This window comes from Phyllobacterium sp. (genome assembly GCF_037994425.1).
GTDB lineage: Bacteria > Pseudomonadota > Alphaproteobacteria > Rhizobiales > Rhizobiaceae > Phyllobacterium.
Map to the genome: position 1 here is coordinate 1 of NZ_JBBNAM010000238.1, position 22816 is coordinate 22816.

20 protein-coding genes are annotated in these 22816 nt (G+C 57.2%); 10 read left to right on the forward strand and 10 right to left on the reverse strand.

The window, feature by feature from the left end:
* Window positions 1-321: 321 nt before the first annotated feature.
* From AAAB35_RS16645 to AAAB35_RS16655, 3 genes are all read right to left on the reverse strand, one after another.
* Window positions 322-807 carry a hypothetical protein gene (locus AAAB35_RS16645; RefSeq protein WP_340669407.1) on the reverse strand — a complete coding sequence of 162 codons (486 nt, stop codon included), beginning with the start codon at window positions 805-807 and terminating at the stop codon, window positions 322-324.
* Window positions 808-975: 168 nt separating this feature from the next.
* Window positions 976-1302 carry a hypothetical protein gene (locus tag AAAB35_RS16650; protein WP_340669408.1) on the reverse strand — a complete coding sequence of 109 codons (327 nt, stop codon included), beginning with the start codon at window positions 1300-1302 and terminating at the stop codon, window positions 976-978.
* Window positions 1303-1412: 110 nt separating this feature from the next.
* Window positions 1413-2243: an FkbM family methyltransferase gene (locus AAAB35_RS16655; RefSeq protein ID WP_340669409.1), complete on the reverse strand. Its 831-nt coding sequence runs from the start codon at window positions 2241-2243 to the stop codon at window positions 1413-1415.
* Between the two features lie 381 nt (window positions 2244-2624).
* Here AAAB35_RS16655 and AAAB35_RS16660 point away from each other — a divergent pair, with 381 nt between their 5' ends.
* Window positions 2625-2963, forward strand: a complete 339-nt coding sequence (locus AAAB35_RS16660; protein WP_340669410.1) for a hypothetical protein — start codon at window positions 2625-2627, stop codon at window positions 2961-2963.
* An 87-nt stretch (window positions 2964-3050) separates the two neighbouring features.
* Here AAAB35_RS16660 and AAAB35_RS16665 read toward each other — a convergent pair whose 3' ends face one another.
* From AAAB35_RS16665 to AAAB35_RS16675, 3 genes are all read right to left on the reverse strand, one after another.
* On the reverse strand, window positions 3051-3431 hold the full coding sequence (locus AAAB35_RS16665) for a DUF305 domain-containing protein (RefSeq protein WP_340669411.1): 381 nt from the start codon (window positions 3429-3431) through the stop codon (window positions 3051-3053).
* An 86-nt stretch (window positions 3432-3517) separates the two neighbouring features.
* Entirely contained in the window at window positions 3518-3859 is a 342-nt protein-coding gene (locus AAAB35_RS16670; protein ID WP_340669412.1) for a hypothetical protein, read from the reverse strand.
* A gap of 55 nt (window positions 3860-3914) precedes the next feature.
* Complete coding sequence (locus AAAB35_RS16675) at window positions 3915-5090, reverse strand: cystathionine beta-lyase (protein ID WP_340669413.1); 1176 nt, start codon at window positions 5088-5090, stop codon at window positions 3915-3917.
* Between the two features lie 86 nt (window positions 5091-5176).
* Here AAAB35_RS16675 and AAAB35_RS16680 point away from each other — a divergent pair, with 86 nt between their 5' ends.
* The 5 genes from AAAB35_RS16680 to AAAB35_RS16700 all read left to right on the forward strand — a co-directional run bounded on the left by AAAB35_RS16680 (window position 5177) and on the right by AAAB35_RS16700 (window position 10511).
* The gene (locus tag AAAB35_RS16680; RefSeq protein ID WP_340669414.1) at window positions 5177-5965 is read left to right on the forward strand and encodes a phosphatase PAP2 family protein; all 789 of its coding nucleotides are present in this window, start codon (window positions 5177-5179) and stop codon (window positions 5963-5965) included.
* Window positions 5966-6203: 238 nt separating this feature from the next.
* A complete protein-coding gene (locus AAAB35_RS16685; RefSeq protein WP_340669415.1) occupies window positions 6204-7232 on the forward strand; it encodes an amino acid ABC transporter substrate-binding protein in 1029 nt (342 codons plus the stop codon).
* A 108-nt stretch (window positions 7233-7340) separates the two neighbouring features.
* A complete protein-coding gene (locus AAAB35_RS16690; RefSeq protein ID WP_340669416.1) occupies window positions 7341-8537 on the forward strand; it encodes an amino acid ABC transporter permease in 1197 nt (398 codons plus the stop codon).
* A 2-nt stretch (window positions 8538-8539) separates the two neighbouring features.
* Complete coding sequence (locus AAAB35_RS16695; RefSeq protein WP_340669417.1) at window positions 8540-9694, forward strand: amino acid ABC transporter permease; 1155 nt, start codon at window positions 8540-8542, stop codon at window positions 9692-9694.
* A 13-nt stretch (window positions 9695-9707) separates the two neighbouring features.
* Window positions 9708-10511 carry an amino acid ABC transporter ATP-binding protein gene (locus AAAB35_RS16700; RefSeq protein ID WP_027232368.1) on the forward strand — a complete coding sequence of 268 codons (804 nt, stop codon included), beginning with the start codon at window positions 9708-9710 and terminating at the stop codon, window positions 10509-10511.
* Window positions 10512-10626: 115 nt separating this feature from the next.
* Here the strand turns inward: AAAB35_RS16700 and AAAB35_RS16705 are convergent, their stop codons facing one another.
* Both AAAB35_RS16705 and AAAB35_RS16710 read right to left on the reverse strand, forming a co-directional pair.
* Window positions 10627-11895, reverse strand: coding sequence for an FAD-dependent monooxygenase (locus AAAB35_RS16705; protein ID WP_340669418.1), 1269 nt, complete (start codon window positions 11893-11895; stop codon window positions 10627-10629).
* A gap of 29 nt (window positions 11896-11924) precedes the next feature.
* Entirely contained in the window at window positions 11925-12170 is a 246-nt protein-coding gene (locus AAAB35_RS16710; protein ID WP_027232370.1) for a zinc-finger domain-containing protein, read from the reverse strand.
* 199 nt (window positions 12171-12369) lie between these two features.
* Here AAAB35_RS16710 and AAAB35_RS16715 point away from each other — a divergent pair, with 199 nt between their 5' ends.
* The 4 genes from AAAB35_RS16715 (at window position 12370) to AAAB35_RS16730 (ending at window position 20308) form a co-directional block, all read left to right on the forward strand.
* Window positions 12370-14565 (forward strand): RNA degradosome polyphosphate kinase, encoded by a 2196-nt coding sequence (locus tag AAAB35_RS16715; protein ID WP_340669419.1) that lies wholly within the window; start codon window positions 12370-12372, stop codon window positions 14563-14565.
* Window positions 14562-16073 (forward strand): exopolyphosphatase, encoded by a 1512-nt coding sequence (gene ppx / locus AAAB35_RS16720; protein ID WP_340669420.1) that lies wholly within the window; start codon window positions 14562-14564, stop codon window positions 16071-16073. Before AAAB35_RS16715 ends, ppx begins: the two co-directional genes overlap by 4 nt.
* A 116-nt stretch (window positions 16074-16189) precedes the next feature.
* Entirely contained in the window at window positions 16190-17209 is a 1020-nt protein-coding gene (locus AAAB35_RS16725; protein ID WP_340669421.1) for a serine hydrolase, read from the forward strand.
* Window positions 17210-17425: 216 nt separating this feature from the next.
* Window positions 17426-20308, forward strand: a complete 2883-nt coding sequence (locus tag AAAB35_RS16730; RefSeq protein ID WP_340669422.1) for a S8 family serine peptidase — start codon at window positions 17426-17428, stop codon at window positions 20306-20308.
* Window positions 20309-20383: 75 nt separating this feature from the next.
* On the opposite strand, the gene AAAB35_RS16735 is transcribed toward AAAB35_RS16730, so the two are convergent.
* Both AAAB35_RS16735 and rnd read right to left on the reverse strand, forming a co-directional pair.
* Window positions 20384-21304, reverse strand: coding sequence for an EamA family transporter (locus tag AAAB35_RS16735; RefSeq protein WP_340669423.1), 921 nt, complete (start codon window positions 21302-21304; stop codon window positions 20384-20386).
* Window positions 21305-21389: 85 nt separating this feature from the next.
* Window positions 21390-22550, reverse strand: a complete 1161-nt coding sequence (gene rnd, locus AAAB35_RS16740; RefSeq protein WP_340669424.1) for a ribonuclease D — start codon at window positions 22548-22550, stop codon at window positions 21390-21392.
* Between the last annotated feature and the right edge of the window lie 266 nt (window positions 22551-22816).

Here is a 22816-nt window from a genome sequence, read left to right on the forward strand (position 1 = left end):
GGGCTTGCTGGCTTCTTTGGCATTTCTTCGCGAACTTTTTGCAGTATTTGTTGTGTCGCGCAACTTGCATTATGGGGCAGATGAAGCGTCGCGTCTCCCATTTTGTCACTCCCTGGAGAAGAGCAAATGACCTTCCGTTTACCGGAAGGCTGAAAGCTTATTTGTCGCCTAAGCCGATATGTGTACGCCTAGTTTTGCGCTTATTCAACAAAGATCAATATTGGTGGCGTTCACATACCAGCTTTGCTAATCAACATGCCGTGAAAACAAGACTAGCCATAACGCGGCAAGTTGGGTCGACGCCCCCTTCTGCTCGTCGCCTCACACGAGGCGGGGGGCAAAGCGGCGCAGCGAAAGAAGCGCAGCAATCACGAAGAGTATGAGGACGACTCCCTGGACGATAGCGAATGGCGGTTCCGACTGAGTGGGCGCAAGTGCGTTGAGGGCAGGGACCTTCTGGAACGACTGCGCAACGAGCACGAACACATTGAGATAGAGCGACACGACTGCGCTCAGTACATAGATCCAGCGCCACGAACCTACGAGGCGGAATGCATAAAGCGCCACGATCGCAAGGATAAGGAAGATCATCGAGATGATGCCGACCCCGATTGCCGGCGTGAAGCCGCTGAACGGGAATAGAAATCCCGTGACGCTTGTGCCGACGGTCGTGAGCAGGAACATGAAAGTCCAGCCGGGCCAGTTTTCTGACTTCAAGAGTCCTGACAGGACAACGAAACCTGTCACGATGCCGATAAGGCTCAAAATCACGTGGAACAAGGTAAATGGCGTCATACCCAGAATCATGGTGGTTGCCCCTTTGGCTCATCAATGCGTATCGGATGGAATCAAGACGAAACAACCAAACAATCTTTATCGCGAAAAGTAAATCCGGGGTCTTTTCTTCAAAATTTGAATAAAAAAGTCAGTTTTCAAGGATAGCAGAGCTTAACGATGGACGCGATATAAGGTGGTCTATCCGGCACATTTCCTTCGGTCGATCGAACGCGTCATCGAGTCAACTTGGCCCTGCAGCGCGCCTGCCTGCTTTTGGTTATTCGTGCGATAGTCGGGAAGGAACGGGCCAAGACCGACAATGACGTTGGGATCCTGATAGCCGGCACCATTCGACAGGCGGCTGACCTCAGCCATCGCCTGATTGCGCTGTGCGACCAGAGCCGCGCAGTCAACCGAGTCGTAGCGCAGAGAGGAAATCTTCTCGTTGTCGAGTTGGCCTTGGATGTTGCCGCAACCGGCAAGAAGTGCGGTAAGGATGATCACCTGAAGGTGCCGTATCGTCATAAGTCAAATGTCCCCGATCGCGAAGCAGCGCGGACATGAATGGGCCAACGGCGCTGTTTTGGCAAGATGGCTCGCGACAATCTCGCCGGTTGGGCCTTGCCGAGGACTGTCTAATTGATGAGCAGGATGCGCAGCCCCACACGATCGACAGGTATTTCGGCTAAGGCTATCGTCCGTGCGGTTTCGCCTTCGAATACGACGCAACGATGGTAGTGGGTCGCCAGAAAACGCAAAAAAGCGGCTGTGTGGTGGGGGTGAGCTGGGTCAGGTGAAAATACCATAAGGATCGGTATGCCAAGCCAGAGGGCCTTTAAAAGCCCCAGGCAGGCCATTGCCTCATAGCCCTCAATATCCATCCAGACGAGACCCAACTGGTACGGCGCAATGCGCGCATCGTCCAATATTGTTTGAGCCGTGTTTACTGCGATTCTCACCGGCACGTCCGACGCGTTCTTTTGCTTGATGCTGCTTTTTAGGCTATCGAGCCCGTTGATGTAAAAGGTGGCCAATCCATCGATCATGCCAGCCGCGCAGGGCACTGTTCTGACGACGTGTTCCACGTTGTTGTCCGTCACTCTCTTGGTAAGTATCCTGAAATTGCCAGGCTCGGGCTCAACCGCGATCACTGTCGAAAATGTACCGCATGTAGCGAGTGCGATCGTGGTAAGCCCCCGTCCAGCACCGAGTTGCAGTACGACGGCATTGCGCCGTAGCATGCCGGCGCTGTCCAGAATGCGGCAAACTCGGATGACATCGCTGTCGGGTGGCAAAGTCGCGGCAGCATCGGCGATGCCTTCCGATTCGTCGGCCTTGCCGCGCGGGTTCCGACTGAAATTGACTGCAAAAGCCCAGGCCGCCGACAGGATGCTAAGCCATCTTATCTTTCTTCCAGAAGTAAAAGTCGATGTGGATCCAAATCGCACACGCTTATCGAAAGACATTGTACCAAAATCCAATGTTTAAAATAAAATCTGAAAGCAATTCGTCAATTCTTACTTGAGTTTGAGATCGGCGTCAAATAGTCAGCGAATAATCAGTTGTGGTAGCGAGTCGTTTCCAGTGGGGCACAGAACGCTCCCCCCAAGCCCCTCCGATGAGTTGGTCATAGGAGCAACGGATAATATTCAGATAGATGCCAAAGGTTGTTCGCAGTTTGCATAAACTATGAAGGTTAAAACTGTAGCGCAAACTGGATTTAATCCGATATGCCTAGTAATTTAGTATGGTATCGCAGTTTGCGCTTGCTGAAACGGTGGTTCCACCCTTATGATTCTGCTTCCGGGAGCCCCCGGTCGTGCAACCCAAAGAGTGAGGAGACAGGAATGCCTGGTTTGCTGCACCCACTTCACGACGGCCACGCGCCGATCATATTGCATAACGCCTTTCAAGAGGCCATTGACGCCCTTGAGGACTGGGAACTCGGCACTGACGAACCGGTTATTGACGTCAATGAGAAGCGTGTGGCGATCAGCACGGTTTTCCGGCGCCTCTGGACCTGCACCGATATTCTTCCGGCGCGCACGCTCGATGTCGTCGAGGATTTGTTGCCGCTGCGTTCGGCTGATTTCAAGGTCGGCACGTCGACTTATGCCGATGCCGCCCATAGTCTCTGGCAACTGTGCTTGCAGAAGCGCGCCGCCAGCTACGAGATGCGTATTTAGATCGCGCATTTAGTTCTGAAGTCACTGATTGTGATCACCCGCCGCCCAGTCGGCGGGTGATTGCTTTTCCAGCGTCGTTCAGTCGCCTCAGCCGCCGTTTTTCTTCAGCCAGGTCGTCATCTGTTTGATCTCGGCTTCCTGGGCAGCAATGATTTCCTCGGCAAGTTTGCGAATTTCCGCGTCCTTGCCATATTCGAGTTCGATCTTCGCCATGTCGATGGCACCCTGGTGATGCGCGATCATACCACGCACGAAGTCTTGATCGGTCTTGCCCGTAAATTTGATGGACATACCCTCGTGCATTTTGGCGTTGGCTGCGGCAAAGGCCTTCGACGAAGCGCTCTGATCGCCAGCCGGTTTTGCCATCTTGTCGTGCTGCATCGTCCCGTGGGAACTGTGATCCTGCGCCAGACTGGGCGTTGCGAACACGATGCCGAAAATCAGCGCTGCTGTGTAAACTCTGTTCATTGCTTTAACTTTCCATGGGCCGGCGAAGAGTACGCGAGGCTGTGGCCCAGCTTGCCTGCGCGTCAAATGCGAAAAGCTTTAGACGATCAGAGCGTTGGTGGACGCGGTAAAGGGGCCGGTATCCTGGTCACGAGCGGCAATTCCCGGCCGCGCGGAATAATGATTTTGGGCTTTGTGCCTATCAGCACGGTTATCACCATAGCCGGAACCCCGATACAGGCGGCGCAGAGGGCCGGATGTGGTGCAGAATTTTTGGCGCAGTGCTGCCCGGCACATTCGCTGCGTTGATGCATGTGTTGCGCAGCAGATTTGCCACCCACATGAGGCGTCTCGATTTCAGCGGCAAGGCGTGCGGGCGCGGCGAATACCGGCACCCAGCCGATGCAGAGTGCGGTTACGAGCGCGAGGATTGTAGCAAACCTGTTCATGCGAAGGTTTTACCAAGCGTCACGCACGAACTGAAATCACTTCTTTTCATGCCCGTTATACGGCTTTGGCCGCGGCAAGGCCGTTCTCGATGTCCGCAATCAAGTCGGCAGGGTCTTCGAGCCCGATCTGGAGGCGGATCAGGGGGCCGGCGTAGTTCTGTCCGGTGATGACCCGTCCGCCGAGATTGACATGTACGGCAAGGCTCTCGTAGCCGCCCCAGGAATAGCCGAGGCCGAATATCTTCAACGCATTGAGAAAGGCATGCGCCTGCTTTACGCCGCCATCAATGACAATCGAGAAGACACCGCCGGCGCCGCCGAAATCGCGCTTCCACAGCACATGACCCAAATGGCTTTCAAGTCCGGGGTGGAGAACCTCGACAACGCCCTCCTGCTCCTCGATCCACTTAGCGACTTCGAGCGCATTCTTGGCGTGCCGCTCCATGCGTACCCCCATCGTGCGCAGACCGCGCAGTATCTGGTAGGCGTCGTCACCGCTGACGCAAAGTCCGAGGGCCGTATAGGCTGCATCGAGCTTCTTGAAGCATTTCTCGGTGGCCGAGATGGTTCCCATCAATATGTCTGAATGGCCGGATGGATATTTGGTGGCCGCATGGATGGAGATGTCCACGCCGAAATCCAGTGCCCTGAAGTAGATCGGCGTTGCCCAGGTGTTGTCCATCATAACGATCGCGCCGGCGGCATGGGCTTTTTCCACGATTGCCGGGATATCTTGAACTTCGAAGGTGTTGGACCCAGGCGATTCTGTGAAAACGACGCGGGTGTTGGGCCCGATCAGCTTTTCGATGTCGGCACCGATGAGCGGATCGTAATATTCAACCTCGACGCCGAACTGCTTGAGCATCGTGTTGCAGAAATGCCGGGTGTTGCCATAGCAGCAATCGACCATCAACAGATGATCTCCCGGTGCAAGATAGGCGAGGAGGGGGACCGTTACGGCGACCAGGCCTGAGGGAACAAGCAGTGTTCCCGCCGAGCCTTCGAGTTCGTCGATCGCGCGGCACAGTGCGTCCGTTGTCGGCGTTCCATGGGTTCCGTAGGTATATTTCTGCTTATGGCTCGCCATGGTTTCTGCATCGGGGAACAGAACCGTCGACGCATGGACGACCGGTGGATTGACGAAACCGTGATAATCGCGCGGGTCATATCCACCGTGAGCCAGTCTGGTATTGATGCCCAGTTTTGCTGGCTTACCCGGTTGCTTGTCCATGAATTCGTCTCCACATCTTGTATGCCTGGTTAGAAGTCGATAATGCGGCGGCGTGCCGGTTGCAACAGGGAGCGTCGAAAGGAAACATGACGGAGCAGTTTCAGGACCGCCAATCCGGCATCGCGCGCGCAGCCCAATCCGTCATTCGCTTTCTTCGCCGTTTGAATGTTCCTGCCTATCCGGCAACGGAGCCGGCCTGGACGCACGGCATGACCATGGCGTCGGTCCTTATCGTCTTCGTTATCCTCATGCTTCATCCCTACGACGAGTGGCTGTCGCGTACGCTCTCATCGCACGGCTATTTGCGCGGCGCGCGTCACCTGACCGATATCGGCCTGTCGCAATGGTATTTGATTCCGGCCTTTGCAGTTGCCGTCTGCCTGATCGGCATCGATTGGCGGGCACTGGCCAGGACACGGCGGATTCAATTCGGGCTTATCTACGCGCAGGCAACTTTCGCTTTCTGGGCGATCGCACTTTCGGGTATACTCACGAATATCGCGAAGTTCATGATTGGACGCGCCCGGCCCAAATTCATCGACACACTTGGCCCCAACGCGTTCTCGCCCTTTGTGGCGGGATATGATTACGCAAGCTTTCCGTCCGGCCATTCGACGACCATGGGGGCAGTGGGCGCCGTACTTGCCCTATGGTTCCCGCGCTGGCGGGTCGTAATCATCCTTGCAACGATGTTCATCGCCTTTACGCGAATCCTCGTTCGCGCCCACTATCCGACCGACGTCGTGGCCGGTTATAGCGTCGGCTTTCTATTCACGATTGCTTTGGCAAGGTTTCTCGCTGGACGCCGTACCGCCTTCATCTCAGAACAAGGGCGATTCTGGCCGAAATTGCGCTTCCGGGACAACTTTTGGTGAGCCACAGAAGATTTGCACAGGGAATAATCAGAAAATTCGTTCGACAGGCAGGTTAACGGCGCGTTTTGCAATATTCTCAAGCAAAGATTGTCCCTTGACCAAAGAGACAGAATGGCCTTCGATGCAGCGGTGAATGGGAGAGGTATTGGGGCCCTTTTTGGGTATGGGGGTTACCTGCCAATATCGTGTTTTTCCTCTCTGGGAACTAAGGGCAATACAACCAAAGGGTACACTTGTTATGAAAAATCTTGTTCTGAAGGGCACGCTTGCTGTTTCGGCGCTGGTTCTGTTGGCGACCGCCGCCTCCGCCGGCACACTCGACGACGTCAAAAAGAAGGGCTTCCTGCAGTGCGGTGTTAATACCGGCCTTGCCGGCTTTGGCGCCCCGAACGACAAGGGTGAATGGTCCGGTTTCGACGTCGACTACTGCCGCGCGGTTGCCGCGGCGATCTTTGGCGATGGCACCAAGGTCAAGTTTACCCCTCTCTCGGCCAAGGATCGCCTCCCGGCCTTGCAGTCCGGCGAAATTGACGTGCTGATCCGCAACACCACATGGACACTCAGCCGCGATACGCAGGGCTTCGATTTTACCGGCGTCAACTACTTTGACGGCCAGGGTTTCATGATCAATTCAAAGAAGCTGTCTGGCATCAATTCAGCGCTTCAGCTGTCGGGCGCCTCGGTTTGCGTACAGGCAGGTACTACAACCGAACTCAACCTTGCTGACTATTTCAAAGCGAACAAGATGGAATACAACCCCGTCGTGTTCGAGAAGCTCGAAGAGGTCAACGCTGCCTATGATTCGGGACGTTGCGACGTCTACACCACAGACCAGTCCGGCCTTTATTCCATCCGTCTGACGCTCTCGGCGCCGGACGACCATGTTGTTCTTCCGGAAATCATTTCGAAGGAGCCACTTGGTCCCGTCGTTCGCCAGGGCGACGATCAGTGGGCTGATATCATTCGCTGGACGCACTTTGCGTTGTTGACTGCCGAAGAACTAGGCATCACCAAGGCCAACGTCGAGGAACTGACGAAGAGCGACAGCCCGGAAATCAAGCGCGTTCTCGGACAGGAAGCCAATACCAAGCTTGGTACCGACCTTGGCCTGACCAACGATTGGGTCGTCAACATCGTCAAGGCCGTGGGCAATTATGGCGAAGTCTTCGAAAACAACATCGGTGCAGGCAGCAAGCTCAAGATTGCCCGCGGCATCAATGCTCAGTGGAGCAAGGGCGGCCTGCAATACGCAATGCCGATCCGCTGATCAACTCATGATCAAATAACATGGGGCGAGGGGGCCATTGCCTCCTCGCCCCACAAAGCAAAAACAATAATAATAAGAATAAAAATTTAAGAATGAATCGAGGGGTCAATGGCATCGCAGGACATAACGCCTGTCGGAAGAACGAGCGCCAAGGCGTCGCTTCTATACGATCCGAAGATTCGCGGACTTGTTTTTCAGGTACTGACGGTTCTCGTCATCGCGGGTCTGGTTTACTGGATAGTCAACAATACCGTCACCAATTTGCAGCGCGCCAATCTCGCATCGGGATTCGGCTTTCTTGACGGGCGCTCCGGCTTCGACATCAGCAGCAGCCCCTACCTGGCCTATTCGAGCGACTCCACCTACGTACGCGCTCTCTGGGTCGGCATCCTCAATACGATAACTGTTGCCTTCGTCGGTATCATAACGGCAACGATCATTGGCTTCGTCATCGGAATCGGGCGGTTGTCGCAAAACTGGCTCATCCGCAAGATCTGCACGGTCTATGTCGAGGTATTTCGCAACATTCCGCCGTTGTTGGTCATCTTCTTCTGGTATCTGGGTGTCCTCTCGGTATTGCCGCAAGCGCGGCAGAGCATCGCCCTGCCGCTCAACTCCTACCTCAACAATCGCGGCTTCTTCTTCCCCGCTCCGGTTTTTGGCGAGGGGGCATGGCTTGCAGGCGTCGGCCTCATTGTCGGGATCGTTGGCTCGTTGCTCGTCAAGCGCTGGGCGGGCAGGCGACAGATGGCGACGGGGCAGCAGTTTCCGGTTGGCCTGACGGCAATTGCGCTGATCGCCGGTCTCCCGCTCCTCGCCCTGCTGATCAAGGGTTTTCCGCTTTCCTTCGACTATCCGGTCCTCGGCTCCTTCAATCTGAAGGGGGGCGCGCAGATTGGCCCGGAGTTCATGTCGCTTTATTTGGCCTTGTCCTTCTACACCGCTTCCTTCATCGCGGAGATCGTCCGCGCCGGCATTCGCGGCGTCGGCAAGGGACAGAGTGAGGCGGCCCATGCGCTCGGGCTGCGCGCTGGTCCAACGACCCGGCTTGTCATCGTTCCCCAGGCGATGCGTATCATCATTCCGCCTTTGACGAGCCAGTACCTCAACCTGACCAAGAACTCGTCTCTCGCCGTCGCGATCGGCTATCCCGATCTCGTGGCCGTCGGCGGTACCATCCTCAATCAGACTGGCCACTCGATCGAAGTGGTGGCCATCTGGATGGTTGTCTATCTCGGCATCAGCGTGTTGACCTCGATCTTCATGAACTGGTTTAACGCCAAGATGGCACTGGTGGAGCGCTGATCATGGATAACAATCTGAGCTTCGTTCGCACCGAAATGTTGCAAGGCCAGACCCCGCCGCTGGGCGAGCGGGGCATCATCCGCTGGATCAGGATCAATCTTTTCGCAACGCCTTACGATACGGTCCTCACCTTATTTGCGATTCTCGTGATCGCCTGGTTCTTGCCGGGGATGATCAAATGGTTGTTCGTCAACGCCGTCTGGTCGGGTCCGGACCGCTCGGTCTGTTCGACTGTGGCACAGGGTGGCATCCAGCCCGAAGGGTGGTCGGGCGCTTGCTGGGCCTATGTGAACGCCAATTTCAACCAGTTCATGTACGGACCCTATCCGATCGATCAGCACTGGCGTGTCAATATCGTCGCGATCCTGTTCGTCTTGCTGCTCGTCCCGCTGCTCATCCCGAAAGCCCCCTACAAGGTGGCGAATGCGATCGTCTTCTTCTTCATTTTCCCGATCATCGCCTTCGTCCTGCTCGTCGGTGGCTGGTTCGGCCTGCCTTATGTGGAGACCGCCACCTGGGGCGGGCTGCTGGTTACGTTGACACTTTCCTTCGTCGGCATTTCGGTATCGTTGCCGCTCGGCATCGCCCTTGCCCTCGGACGGCGCTCAAAGATGCCGGTTATCAAGATGCTGTGCGTTATCTTCATCGAGACGATCCGCGGCATCCCGCTAATCACGGTGCTGTTCATGGCAAGCTACATGCTGCCCTTGTTCCTGCCGCCTGGCGTGTCGTTCGACAAATACCTTCGTGCGCTGATCGGCGTTGCGCTCTTCGCTTCGGCATACATGGCGGAGGTTGTGCGCGGTGGTCTGCAGGCCATTCCAAAGGGCCAGTATGAAGGCGCGGATTCACTGGGTTTGAGCTATTGGCAGAAAACCGGGCTCATCATTCTCCCACAAGCGCTGAAGCTGGTCATTCCAGGCATCGTCAACACGTTCATTGGCCTCTTCAAGGACACCAGTCTTGTGACGGTCATCAGCATGTTCGACCTGCTTGGAACGGTGAAGCAGCACTTCGCCGATGCCAATTGGGCATCGCCACAAACACCCATTTCCGGCCTGATCTTTGCCGGCTTCGTATTCTGGATCTTCTGTTTCGGGATGTCGCGCTACTCCATCTTCATGGAAAAGCGGCTCGACAAAGGACATAAACGCTAAGGAGCACCATACCATGACAACCGAAAACGTTGTTGACCCCAATGAAATCCACGTCGACCGCTCGCTCTTGCACGTGTCGAAGACCGACGTGGCCGTCGACATCATCAACATGAACAAGTGGTATGGCGACTTCCACGTTCTGAAGGATATCAATCTCAAGGTGATGCGAGGCGAACGCATCGTCGTGGCTGGACCGTCCGGTTCGGGCAAGTCGACCATGATCCGCTGCATCAATCGGCTGGAAGAACATCAGAGCGGCAAAATCATCGTCGATGGCATAGAACTGACCAACGACTTGAAGAAGATTGACGAAGTTCGTCGTGAAGTCGGCATGGTCTTCCAGCACTTCAACCTGTTTCCGCACCTGACCATTCTTGAAAATTGCACGCTGGCGCCGATCTGGGTGCGCAAGATGCCTAAGAAGAAGGCCGACGAGGTCGCAATGCACTACCTCGAACGCGTCAAGATCCCGGAACAGGCCAATAAATATCCCGGTCAGTTGTCCGGCGGTCAGCAGCAGCGCGTGGCGATTGCCCGTTCGCTGTGCATGAACCCGCGCATCATGCTGTTCGATGAGCCAACCTCGGCGCTTGATCCGGAAATGATCAAGGAAGTGCTCGATACGATGGTACAACTCGCCGAAGAAGGCATGACCATGGTGTGCGTCACCCACGAAATGGGCTTTGCACGCCAGGTCGCCAACCGCGTGATCTTCATGGACCAGGGTCAGATCGTCGAACAGAACGCCCCGGCGGAATTTTTCGACAACCCGCAGCACGAGCGCACCAAGCTGTTCCTCAGCCAGATTTTGCACTGAGTAACGCCGCCCATTTGATCCGGAATTGTTTGGCAGCGACCCATGTGGCCGCTGCTTTCAACTGCAGGCAATCGACCGCGGTCTCAAGCGCCGCGCCGCAACGGCTGCCGAACTACTACCCGCGCATCTCCGCATCGAATCCATAAAGCCAGTCAAAACCTTCGACGAATTTCTCGACAGGGCGATGACGAAACACGACGTTGCGGGCGAGAGCGACCGGACCCCTCGCATGATAGGCGAGTTGGTTCAACGCGCCACGCCGCACGACAGCACCAACCCGCTTCGACCGGGCCTTGCTGAATTGGTCGATCGCCGGCGCCCATCTTTTGCCGTCGGTACTGAGCGCCGCCGCGAGCAGGCAGGCGTCTTCAATGGCCATGGCCGCACCTTGCGCCGCATACGGCGTCATGGCGTGGGCGGCATCGCCGATCAGAACCACCCGCTCCTCGATCTTGAACTGGCATTTCCGCATGGCAAACAGCCGCCATGGCGCCCATGGCCGGCCGGCACGCATCACGTCGCGGATACCCTGATTCCATGTTGCAAATGCGCGGATGAAATCCTGGCTGAAATTGGGTTGCTGGTCGTCCCAGCGGCGACGGTTGTTCTTGTCCGGTGCAACCGCCACAAAGTTGATCATTTGCCCAGAGCGGATCGGGTAGGCGATAAGATGGGCGTTGGGTCCGGTCCATGCCACAACATTGGTGCCGGGAGGCATGAGAGCGGCAAAGGAAGCCGGTAACTGATCCACTGCCACCGAAGCCCGCCAAGCAATTGTTCCCGTGTAGCGGGCACGGTCCATGTCGGATAAGGCGGTGCGCATGTCTGACCAAACGCCGTCTGCGCCGGCAAGCAGGGCACCGCGGTGCTCTTCGATACGATCGTGATACTGGACACGGACAAGAACGCCATCGCGGTCAGATTTGTGTTGGGTTACCGTCGATTGCAGCTGCATTGCAATGTTGGCACGAGCACGTGCCTCGGTGAGCAGGGCATTTTGCAGGTCAGCTCGATGACAGACGATATAGGGCGCACCCCAGCGCGCTCTTGCCAACTCTCCAATCGGCAGATGCAAGAGTTTGTCGCCGCTCCGACCATCCTGCAAGCAGATTGCCTGGGGTTCGACGGACGCATATTTCAGCCGTTCAAGCACACCCAGGCGATCAAGCAGCCGCGTGGCGTTGGGCGAGAGTTGCAGGCCCGCGCCGACTTCGGCAAGTGTCGCACTTTTTTCGAAGATTTGGACCGAGAAGCCTTTTTCGCTAAGCGCCAGAGCAAGCGTCAGGCCGGCAATGCCCGCGCCCGCAATGATGATCTGGTCATGATTGGGAATTCGCCTGTTACGTTCTGTCTTGAGATCAATCAGGGTTGGGCCAGAGGACATCCGGATGGAACCAGTTTCTCCGTCCCGGTTCAAGCAGCCCTGTCCACGTAGATGCAGCCTTCCGGCACCGTCACCTCGGCCGGAAGCGAGGGATCATAACGGTAGAGCGTCGAGCAATAGGGGCAGACCTTTTCGTTATCGTCGCCAAGGTCCAGGAAAACGTGAGGATGGTCGAATGGAGGATTTGCGCCAACGCACATGAATTCCTTCACGCCGATGCTGATCGCTGCATGACCAGCGCTGTTCTGGAAATGAGGGATGCTGTGTCCAGCCATATTTCGCTCCTGACGACTCGTCGCTCAACGCGCGTGCGCGCAATTGACTTCTCTTTCCCTAGGGTTTGTATCATCCTGAATGCGATTTCAAGCCGCTTGCAAACAATCTGTCAAAAGACCGCATTAGTTTGCCGCTGTAACCTGACCGCATGGTCTATTGCCCGTATAGTCGCGGAAAGCATTTGATTGGAGATTGACCATGAACGAACAGGCGCCCCTCATTCCGCAACCGGTCGAGAGCGTCGATCTGCCCGATCTGCCGAAAAGCGTCGATCGGTTTGTCAATCGCGAATTCTCCTGGCTGCAGTTCAACCGGCGCGTGCTGGAGGAAGCACAGAACAAGCATCAGCCCTTGCTGGAGCGACTACGTTTTTTGTCGATATCGGCTGCCAACCTCGACGAATTCTTCATGGTCCGTATTGCGGGTCTTGCCGGCCAGGTTCGCGCTGGTGTCTCCGACCGTAGCGACGACGGGCGTACGCCTCAGGAACAGCTGGATTTCGTCCTCGACGAGGTAGGCCGGCTCCAGGCGGCGCAGCAGATCAGGCTCACCGAGCTGCGTGCTGAAATGCTCAAGGAGAATATCGAAATCGTGCGGCCCGACAGGTTGACGAGTACGGAACAAGCCTGGCTGGAAGATCACTTCCTCGAAACCATCTATCCGGTGCTGACGCCGCTCGCCATCGACCCGGCGCACCCGTTTCCGTTCATTCCCAATCTCGGATTCACCATCGCGATGCTGCTCAATCGCAGCAGCGACAACCGGCCCATGACGGCATTGCTCCGTCTGCCGCAGGCGCTGAAACGCTTCATCCAGATACCTGACGAGAGCGGTCACTTCCGCTTTCTGACATTGGAGGATGCCATCAGCCTCTTCACCGGCCGGTTGTTTCCCGGCTATGAAATCAAGGGCGCAGGAACGTTTCGCATCATTCGCGACAGCGACATCGAAGTGGAAGAAGAGGCGGAGGATCTCGTGCGCCTCTTCGAAAGCGCGCTGAAGCGGCGCCGCCGCGGTCAGGTCATCCGCATCGAATTCGATGACGAGATGCCGGAATCCTTGCGCAGCTTCGTTGCGACGGAACTCGGCGTTCCCGACAATCGCATCAGCGTGCTCGAAGGGTTGCTTGCCCTCAACATGATGTCGGAAATCGTTAGCATCCCACGTCCCGACCTCAAGTTTGTCCCCTACAACCCGCGCTTTCCCGAGCGTGTCCGCGAACATGGCGGCGATTGTTTCGCGGCGATCCGAGAGAAGGACATCGTCGTTCACCATCCTTACGAATCCTTCGATGTCGTCGTCCAGTTCCTGCGCCAGGCCGCCGCCGATCCCGACGTCGTTGCCATCAAGCAGACGCTTTACCGTACATCGAACGACAGCCCCATCGTGCGGGCACTGATCGATGCGGCCGAAAGCGGCAAGTCCGTGACCGCCTTGATCGAACTCAAGGCGCGTTTTGACGAAGAGGCAAATATCCGTTGGGCACGCGATCTCGAACGTGCGGGTGTGCAGGTGGTCTTCGGCTTCATCGAGTTGAAGACGCATGCCAAGATGTCACTGGTGGTGCGCCGCGAGGAGAGCCGCTTGCGCAGTTACGTGCATCTCGGTACAGGCAACTATCATCCGATCACGGCAAAGATTTATACCGATCTGTCATTCTTCACGTGTGAACCGGCGATCGGGCGCGACGTGGCGCAGATTTTCAACTACATCACCGGCTACACCCCGCCATCCGGCGAAATGCGCATCGCAGTCTCGCCCATCTCGCTGCGCCCGCGCATCTTGCAGCACATCAGCGAAGAAATCGAGCATGCCAAGGCCGGTCGTCCGGCCTCGATCTGGATGAAGGTGAATTCCCTGGTGGATGCCGAAATCATCGATGCACTCTATAAGGCAAGCAAGCATGGCGTCGAAATCGACCTTGTCGTGCGTGGCATCTGCTGCCTGCGCCCGCAGGTCCCGGGTCTTTCCGAAAATATTCGCGCAAAATCGATCGTCGGTCGTTTCCTTGAACACAGCCGCATCTTCTGCTTCGGCAATGGCGAAGGCCTCCCGTCCGAAAAGGCGCTGGTCTACTTCGGCTCTGCCGACATGATGACGCGCAATCTCGACCGCCGCGTGGAGACGTTGGTTCCGATCACCAATCCAACTGTGCATCAACAGGTTCTTTCACAGATTATGCTGGCCAACGTGCTCGACAACCAGCAGAGTTACGAGTTACTAGCAGACGGAACGTCGCGCCGGATTGAGCCGGCCGAAGGTGAAGAAGCTTTCAACGCGCAGGAATATTTCATGACAAATCCCAGCCTGTCCGGCCGTGGCAAGTCTCTGAAATCCTCGGCACCTCGACTGATTGCCCATCGCAAGCGCTTGAAAAGAAACAAGGCTGCATGATTTCCGCTGCACAAGGCCGCGTACAAGGGCGTCAGCCAGCCGCCGTGATCGATATTGGCTCGAATTCAGTGCGCCTGGTCGTTTATGAGGGCGTCAACCGCTCGCCAACCGTGTTGTTCAATGAAAAAATCCTCTGCGGCCTCGGCAAGGGGCTCGTCAAGACGCACAAGCTGAATGCCAAGGCAGTCCAGAGCGCGCTCCGCGCGCTGCGCCGCTTCCGGGCTCTCGCCGACCAGGCGGGCGCGGTATCGCTCGACGTGCTTGCAACGGCGGCAGCCCGCGAAGCCGAGAACGGCTCGATGTTCATCAAGGAGGCCGAAGCGCTGCTGAAAGAACCCATCAGGGTGCTTTCCGGCCGCGAAGAGGCGTATTATTCCGCGCTGGGCATCATTTCCGGCTTCCACGATCCTGACGGCATTGCCGGCGACCTTGGCGGCGGCAGTCTCGAACTTGTCGACGTCAAGGGTCGTCAGATCGGCGACGGCATTACCCTGCCGCTCGGCGGCCTTCGCCTACAGGATATGTCGGACGGCGATCTAACGACGGCAGTAACGATCGCGAGGAAGTATCTGGCATCTGCCAAGCTTCTGGCCAATGGCAAGGGCCGGACCTTCTACGCCGTCGGCGGCACCTGGCGAAATCTCGCCAAACTGCACATGAGTGCCACGCACTATCCGCTCCATGTCATGCATCATTACGAAATCCCATTCGAAGAGGCGCAGCGCTTTCTAAAGCTCGTTGCCGTGGGTGACCTCGAATATATGCGCGGTATCGAGGACGTCTCGAAGAATCGGCGCTCGCTGCTTTCCTATGGCGCAATCGCGCTTCTCGAAACCATCAAGCTTATGCGTCCGGCAACGGTCGTCTTCTCGGCGCTGGGCGTGCGCGAGGGGTTCCTCTATTCGCTCCTTTCCGAAAACGAGCAATTGGAAGACCCGCTTATCTCGGCGGCGGATGAACTGGCGGTGCTGCGCGCCCGCTCGCCGGCGTATGCGCGCGAACTCGCCGAATGGACAGCGGGCGCCTTTGCCGCGCTTGGCTATGACGAGACGGAGGATGAGAGCCGTTACCGGCGCGCCGCCTGCCTCGTTGCCGACATCAGCTGGCGGGCTCATCCGGATTATCGCGGCTCGCAGGCATTGAACATGATCTCCAACGCGGCATTTGTTGGCATCGATCATCCTGGCCGTGCCTATATCGCGCTTGCCAATTTCTTCCGGCACGAAGGCATCACCAACAGTGTCGCGGATCCGGAACTCGCGGCAATTGCAAGCCCCCGCCTTCTCGAATATTCGCGCATACTTGCTGCGATCATGCGCATCGTCTACCCGTTCTCTGCTTCCATGGCGGGAGTTGTGCCCTACCTTTCCTGGAAGGCCACAGCAAATGGAATCGATCTGGTCGTCCACAAGTCGAAGGCCGACCTGATCGGCGACGTTCCTGAGGGAAGGCTGCAGCAATTGGCAAAACTCACCGGCAAGAACCTGCGGATGACTGTCGGATCGTAGTGGCTGCTATCGCGCCGATCACGCCGAAGTGAGAGGTTTTATCTTGCCGGCGTCGGGATCGCTCAGCAAGCTCCCAATATGTCTATCTCGCGTTGCTCATTGACCGGCGGAACCTGTTGCTGACGTCGCTCGCAGGCATGGGTGCGGTTCTTGTGCCGCGTGCGGTCTATTCCACCCCAACGGCGGGATCGTTCGATCCCGCCGCCATCGACGCGATCGTCGGGGCGGCCAACGCATTACCGCAACTGCATACTCTGATTGTTGCGTCACGGGGCGAAGTTCGCATTGAGAAAGCCTTTCGTGGCCTAGGACCGACAGTCCCCGTCAATGTCAAATCCGTGTCGAAGACCGTCATTGCCACGCTTGTCGGCATCGCCATCGAGCGCGAGCTTTTTACGAGTATCGATCAGCCCATTGCGCCGCTGTTGGCCGACAAGCTGCCGGCCACGCCGGACCCGCGGCTGGAAAGGGTCACCATCGGCAACCTCCTATCCATGCAGGCCGGTCTCGAGCGCACCTCCGGGCCGAACTATGGACGCTGGGTCTCGAGCGGCGATTGGGTGCGTTATGCGCTGTCGCGCGAGTTCGTCGACGAGCCCGGCGGCCGCATGCTGTATTCCACGGGCAACTCGCACATCCTTTCAGCCTTGCTGACGAAGCGCAGCGGCCGCACGACGCTGCAACTCGCCCGGGACTGGCTTGGCAAGCCACTCGATATCAACATCCCGCCCTGGCCCCGTGACCCGCAGGGTATCTATTTCGGCGGCAACGACATGTTGCTGTCGGCTCGCGCAATGCTGGCATTTGGCCAATTGTTCCTGAATTCAGGCACGAATGATGGGAGGCAAATCGTGCCGAAGGGTTGGATCGATCAATCCTGGACGCCACGAACAAGCTCGCCCTTCACCGGCGATTCCTATGGCCTCGGCTGGTTCATCGCCAACACACAAGGCGGTGAGCCCTTCTATTATGCCTGGGGTTATGGCGGGCAGATGATCTACGTCGTGCCCCATGCGGAGTTGGTCATCGTCATGACATCGGACGCCGAAACTCTGTCGGGCCGCTCGGGCTATGTCGACCAACTCCACGATCTCGTCCGTTCGCGAATAATCCCTTCACTCGAAGCTGGTGGCTAGCATGATCGACGCAAATGAAGCTTCATGCCCCGCTTGCAATGTTCAGTGAACCTGCCGCTGGCGTGCGCAATTTGTCGCATTGGTTAAAAAATGGTCGGATCGCCTGGGTGATTCTATTTTATGCATCTTGACCCATGCCGGGGTTGAATGCTTACTGACTCGCATTGTTCGTATCCACTTTTAAGTTTTGTTTTATTAACACTGGGATTATTTTTTATGCCTTTTCACGCCATTGGTGCGGCTGTTTCCGCACGCCAAAATCATATTTCCTCTTTTCGCAAACATCTCAAGAGCACCGCCCTTACCGCCATGTCGCTTGCCGCCGCATGTTCTGGCGCAGCGGCGCAGCAAGCCGGCAAGTATTTCAATGCCGACGGCACGAAAACCGACGATCTTGAAGCAGCTGCTGCGACCTGGAGAACACCGGAATTTTTGAAGGACCACGCCCTCGCGGATGTAAAGGCCGAATATGCTTATGCCTATGGATTTACCGGCAAGACCATGAAGATTGGTATGGTGGATTCCGGAGTCTTTGCCGGTCATCCTCAATTGCAAGGTCAATTTACGTCCCTGATCGTTGAGGGGACCTATGGTTTGGACGGCGAGCAGCTTGATGGAAGTGGAAAGACCTGGAAGAAGGGCGACAAGTTCAAGGTTTTTGGCGACTACGACCCATTTTTCAATGACAGCCACGGCACGTCAGCCGCCGGTGAAATGATTGCCAAGCGTGATGCGACGGGTAATTCCGCGACAGACCGCATGCATGGAATTGCTTTTGATGCGCATCTCTATTCGGCCAATTCGGGAGGAACAGACAACACCGTCTACGGACCGAACGTCGATTACGAGTATTTCAACGAAGCCTATGCGGTTCTTTCCCGAAATGGCGCGCGCGTTGTCAACTCGAGTTGGGGGCAGGAGTCACCCACCGCAGGTGACTACGGCACGCTCCGTGGCACCATCAAACTCTACAACAGGTTCTCGGGGAAAAAAACCTTTCTGGATGCCGCCGCGGAGGTGTCGCAGCAATACGGCACGATTCAGGTCTGGGCCAATGGCAATGAAGGAAGAGATAATCCACGCGCTGTATCCAGTTTGCCTTACTTTCGTCCCGAGATCGAAAAGTATTGGATTGGTGTCACCGGCGTAACTGAAAAGAAAGAATCCATTTACGATCGCTGCGGTCTGACCAAGTATTGGTGTATGGCAGGCCCTACGTTAGACATTAGCACAACATCTTTAAGTCAGAACGGCGGGGATGATGACCGAGACCACGGAGGTCATACGCCGGAAGAATTAGCGAAGGAGCCATTGAAACCGGCATATCGTTCAACTTACAGCGGCACGTCGGCCGCCGCCCCGAATGTCACCGCATCGCTGGCCTTGGTGATGCTGCGCTATCCCTATATGACCAGCACCCAGGCCCGTGACGTGCTGTTCACCACGGCTCAGCATCTGACCGACGGCCGCGTCAAAGGTGACGACCCCAACGCTCCCAATATCGTCTTCGGTTGGGGAATGCCGGATCTCAAGAAAGCGATGAACGGCCCCGGTCAGTTCCTTGGCCGCTTCAATGCCGAGCTGCCGGTCGGCACCAGCGATGTCTGGAGCAACGATATCACCGATAAGGCGCTATTGCAGCGCAAGGTGGAGGAACAGGCGGAGATCGTTGCGTGGACGACGCGAAAATCCGCTATCGGCCTCGATAACGGCATTCCGGCCGACTATGATGCGATTGTCGTTCCCGGGATCGTTTCGGGACTGCCGGCAGCCAAGGAATTGTTCAAAGCCTTGATGGCTGCGGGGCTGGACAGCACTTCTTCAAAAGAATTCACACGCCTGCGCGCTGCGGTAGAAAATAATGACACAGCAGAACAGCTGTTGGCGGCGTTCGAAAAGGAAAAAGACAAATATTGGGTCGACAATTATTATTCAATGAAATTTGGCAGGGATGAGTACCTCAAGCAATTTACCGATGATGTCGCCTTGGCCAAGATCTTGGCGTCAGGCATTGTCGCGTCGCGACAGGCTGAGTATGTTCACCTTGAAGCCCGCAACGTCTACCTCGCCAAGAAGCTTGCCGATCCTGCCGGCTATGATGCCGGCCTGACCAAATCCGGCGCAGGCACGTTGTGGCTGACCGGCAACAACAGCTATGGCGGCGATACCATCGTCAATGGCGGTCTCCTCGGCATCGGCAAGGAAGGCGCGATCAGCTCCGCCGCGATCGTCAACCATAGCGGCACGCTGCGGGTCGACGGCAAGGCGGCGGGCGTCACTGTCAATGACGGCGGCGTCCTTGGCGGCAACGGTACGATCGGCAGCCTCGCTGCCAATGGCGGCGGCACGGTTGCGCCGGGTAATTCCATCGGCACCTTGACCGTTGCCGGCGATGCGACCTTCGGCAAGGGCAGCAATTTCGACGTCGAAATCGCCGCCGACGGGACGAGCGCCGACCGTCTTGCCGTCACCGGCAAGGCGGCGCTGCTCGGCGGCATCGTCTCGGTGCGGCTCGAAGGCAGTCCGGCGCTCATGAGCGAACAGGAAATGACCGCCCTTCTCGAAACATCCCATTTCATCCTTACCGCCGATGCCGGCGTCAGCGGCGATTTCGAGGCGGTCGAGCCCGCGTACAAGTATCTTGCGGCGGTGACCGGCGCGACCAGCGCCAATGACCGCACCGTCAGCTTCGTCGAAAGGACCGTCGAGGCGGAACCGCAGCCAATCGCTCCCGATCGTCGAGGACGGCGCCATCAGCGCGCTTATAGGCAATGCCGGATCGACCGACATCGGCACGACGACGGTCTGCGCGCCGCGCATGATTTTGCCTTGGGCGAGAGCACGGTCCTCACCGCCCGCGGCATGCTCGGCTGGACCCATGCCTTCGGCGACGTGACGCCGCAGACGAACCTTGCCTTTGCCACCGGCCAGGCATTCAGCGTCGAGGGCCTGCCCATCGCCGAGGATACCGGCATCGTCGAGGCCGGCTTTGACGTCGGCATCGGCAAGAAAACCACGGTGGGCCTGAGCTATGTCGGCCAGTTCTCCAGCCGGGTCAACGACAATGCCGTCAAGGCGGATTTGACGGTGAAGTTCTAGACGGCACAACGACATAAAGCGAAAGGCCGGTGGAGCGCTCCACCGGCCTTGGTTGTTGTGGCCTATTTTAGGGCGTTATACTTGCGCGGATGCTGTTTTCTTGCGCGAAGGCAGGGTCATGGCGGCAACCCCGGCAATGACGCATATGAGCCCGAGCCAAGCTGTCGAGGTCAGGCTCTCACCGAGGAACAGGACGCCGATACCAACGCCGATCGGTACGCGCAGATATGCCTGTGACGTCGTGCTGACCGATCCAAGTGTGTGTATCAGACGGAAGTAGATGACGAAGGCGAGGGCAGTCGAGAATATCGACAGGCCGAACAGTGCGAAGATTGATTGGGTTGAGGGAACGATCGTCCACGGATGGTCGACGACGATACTTAGCGGTATGAGCAGGACCGCACCGCAGATCATCGAGCCGGCGGCGGGCATCATCGGGTCAAGGCCCTTGAACCCGCGTCCGAAAATCGCGGCACAGGCGTAGGAGATCGTCGCTGCGACAATTGCAAGCTGCGAGACTAGTCCTTTGCCGAGGCCGTTGAATGCCTCGAGGCCGATGATAAGGCTGATACCGACGACGCCGGCGACGACGCCGAAGAGTTTGCGTGAGGTAACGGCTTCGTGCCTTGTGACAAGCACTGTCAGCAGGAACGTGAAGATCGGCGTGGTTGAATTGAGGATCGTCGCGAGGCCGGCGTCGACGGTAACCTCCGCCCATGCAATCAGCGTGAACGGGATGACGCTGTTGATGCAAGCCTGTATGAAGAAGCGCTTCCAGACTGCCGGATCCTTCGGCAAGGCGAGACCTTGCATCTTGATGATGGCAAGGAGAAGCCCCCCGGCGATCAAAGTTCGTGCAGCGATGAATGTGACGGGCGGAATCGTTTCAACGCCGATCTTGATGAAGGTATAGGAAGCGCCCCACAGCGTGGCGAGCACGGCGAGGAGGGCGATCTCTCTGGCGAGCGGCGGAGTCGAAACGGCAGGACTGGACATGGGGCGCCTATAGTAGCGATGGATCATGCCGGCAACGTTAGCGGCACCTCCATATCGATGCTTCGATCCTGGCCGAACTATCGGCCTATTCCGCCGGCCAGGGAACGGCCCGGATCTTCTTGTTTTCGAATTTCAGACAAAGCGACCCGTTGATCAATTGCAACGCCTTTTCGCCGAAGACTTCGCGCCGCCAACCCTGAAGCGCGGGAATATCGTCAACATCACCCTCGGCCGCGATCCTGTCGATCTCGTCGGATGTCGCAACGACCTTGGCGGCGACGCCATGTTCCTCGGTAACGAGCCGCAACAGCACCTTCAGCAATTCCGCCGCAGCACCGGCTCCTTCCGGCGACTGCACCGATTTCGGCAGGCGCGGCATATCTTCCTTTGGCAGGTCGAGCGCAAGATTGACGGCGTTGAGCAGGCCGGTTGCCATGCTCGATCGTTCCCAGCCCTTCGGGATCGTCCGCAGGCGCGACATCGCCTCGGCATCGCGGGGTTGTTGCTGCGCGATTTCGTAAATCGCATCGTCCTTGAGTACGCGTCCGCGCGGCACGTTGCGCTCGCGCGCCTCGCGTTCGCGCCATGCGGCGACGCTGCGCAGAACCGCGAGCTCCTGCGGTTTGCGCAAACGCATCTTTAGCCGCTTCCATGCATCGTCCGGATGCATGTCATACGTTTCGCGCGCCGTGAGTATCTTCATTTCGTCGAGCACCCAATCGGTGCGGCCTTCCTCCTGAAGACTCTGCTTCAGGTGGAGATAAATGTCGCGCAGATGGGTAACGTCGGCCAGCGCATAGTCGAGCTGCTTGTCGGAAAGGGGTCGCCGGCGCCAATCGGTAAAGCGTGACGATTTGTCGATTTGCGCGCCCACAACGCGTTGCACCAGCTGATCATAAGCGATCGCATCGCCGAAACCGCACACCATGGCCGCAACCTGCGTGTCGAAAACCGGATGCGGGATCAGATTGCCAAGATGGAAGATGATTTCGATATCCTGGCGTGCAGCGTGGAAGACCTTGACGATCTTCTCATCGGCCATCAGTCGAAAAAAGGCAGCAAGATCAAGGCCAGGCGCCAGCGCATCGACGATTGCCGTGTGGTCCGGCGAGGCAAGCTGAATGACACAGAGCTCCGGCCAGAAGGTGGTCTCCCGGATAAATTCCGTATCGACGGTCACGAAATCGGATTGCGAAAGAGCGGCGACAGCCTGTTCAAGTTGGTCGGTGGTTGTAATCATGGTCATAAATTTTCTATAGCGAATGAGAATGCGTTTGTCTGCGCCCCGATCTTGACAAATCACCCTCAAAATGCGCTTGTCCGCCCAAATTCTTGGCTTATGCCGGGGCTTTTCCCACGCTTACCGGCAACCAGCATAAATTCAGAGGCACATATGATGCACCGTTACCGCAGCCACACCTGCGCAGCCTTGCGTAAATCGGACGTTGGTTCGACTGTTCGTCTTTCCGGCTGGGTCCACCGCGTCCGCGATCATGGCGGCATTCTCTTCAT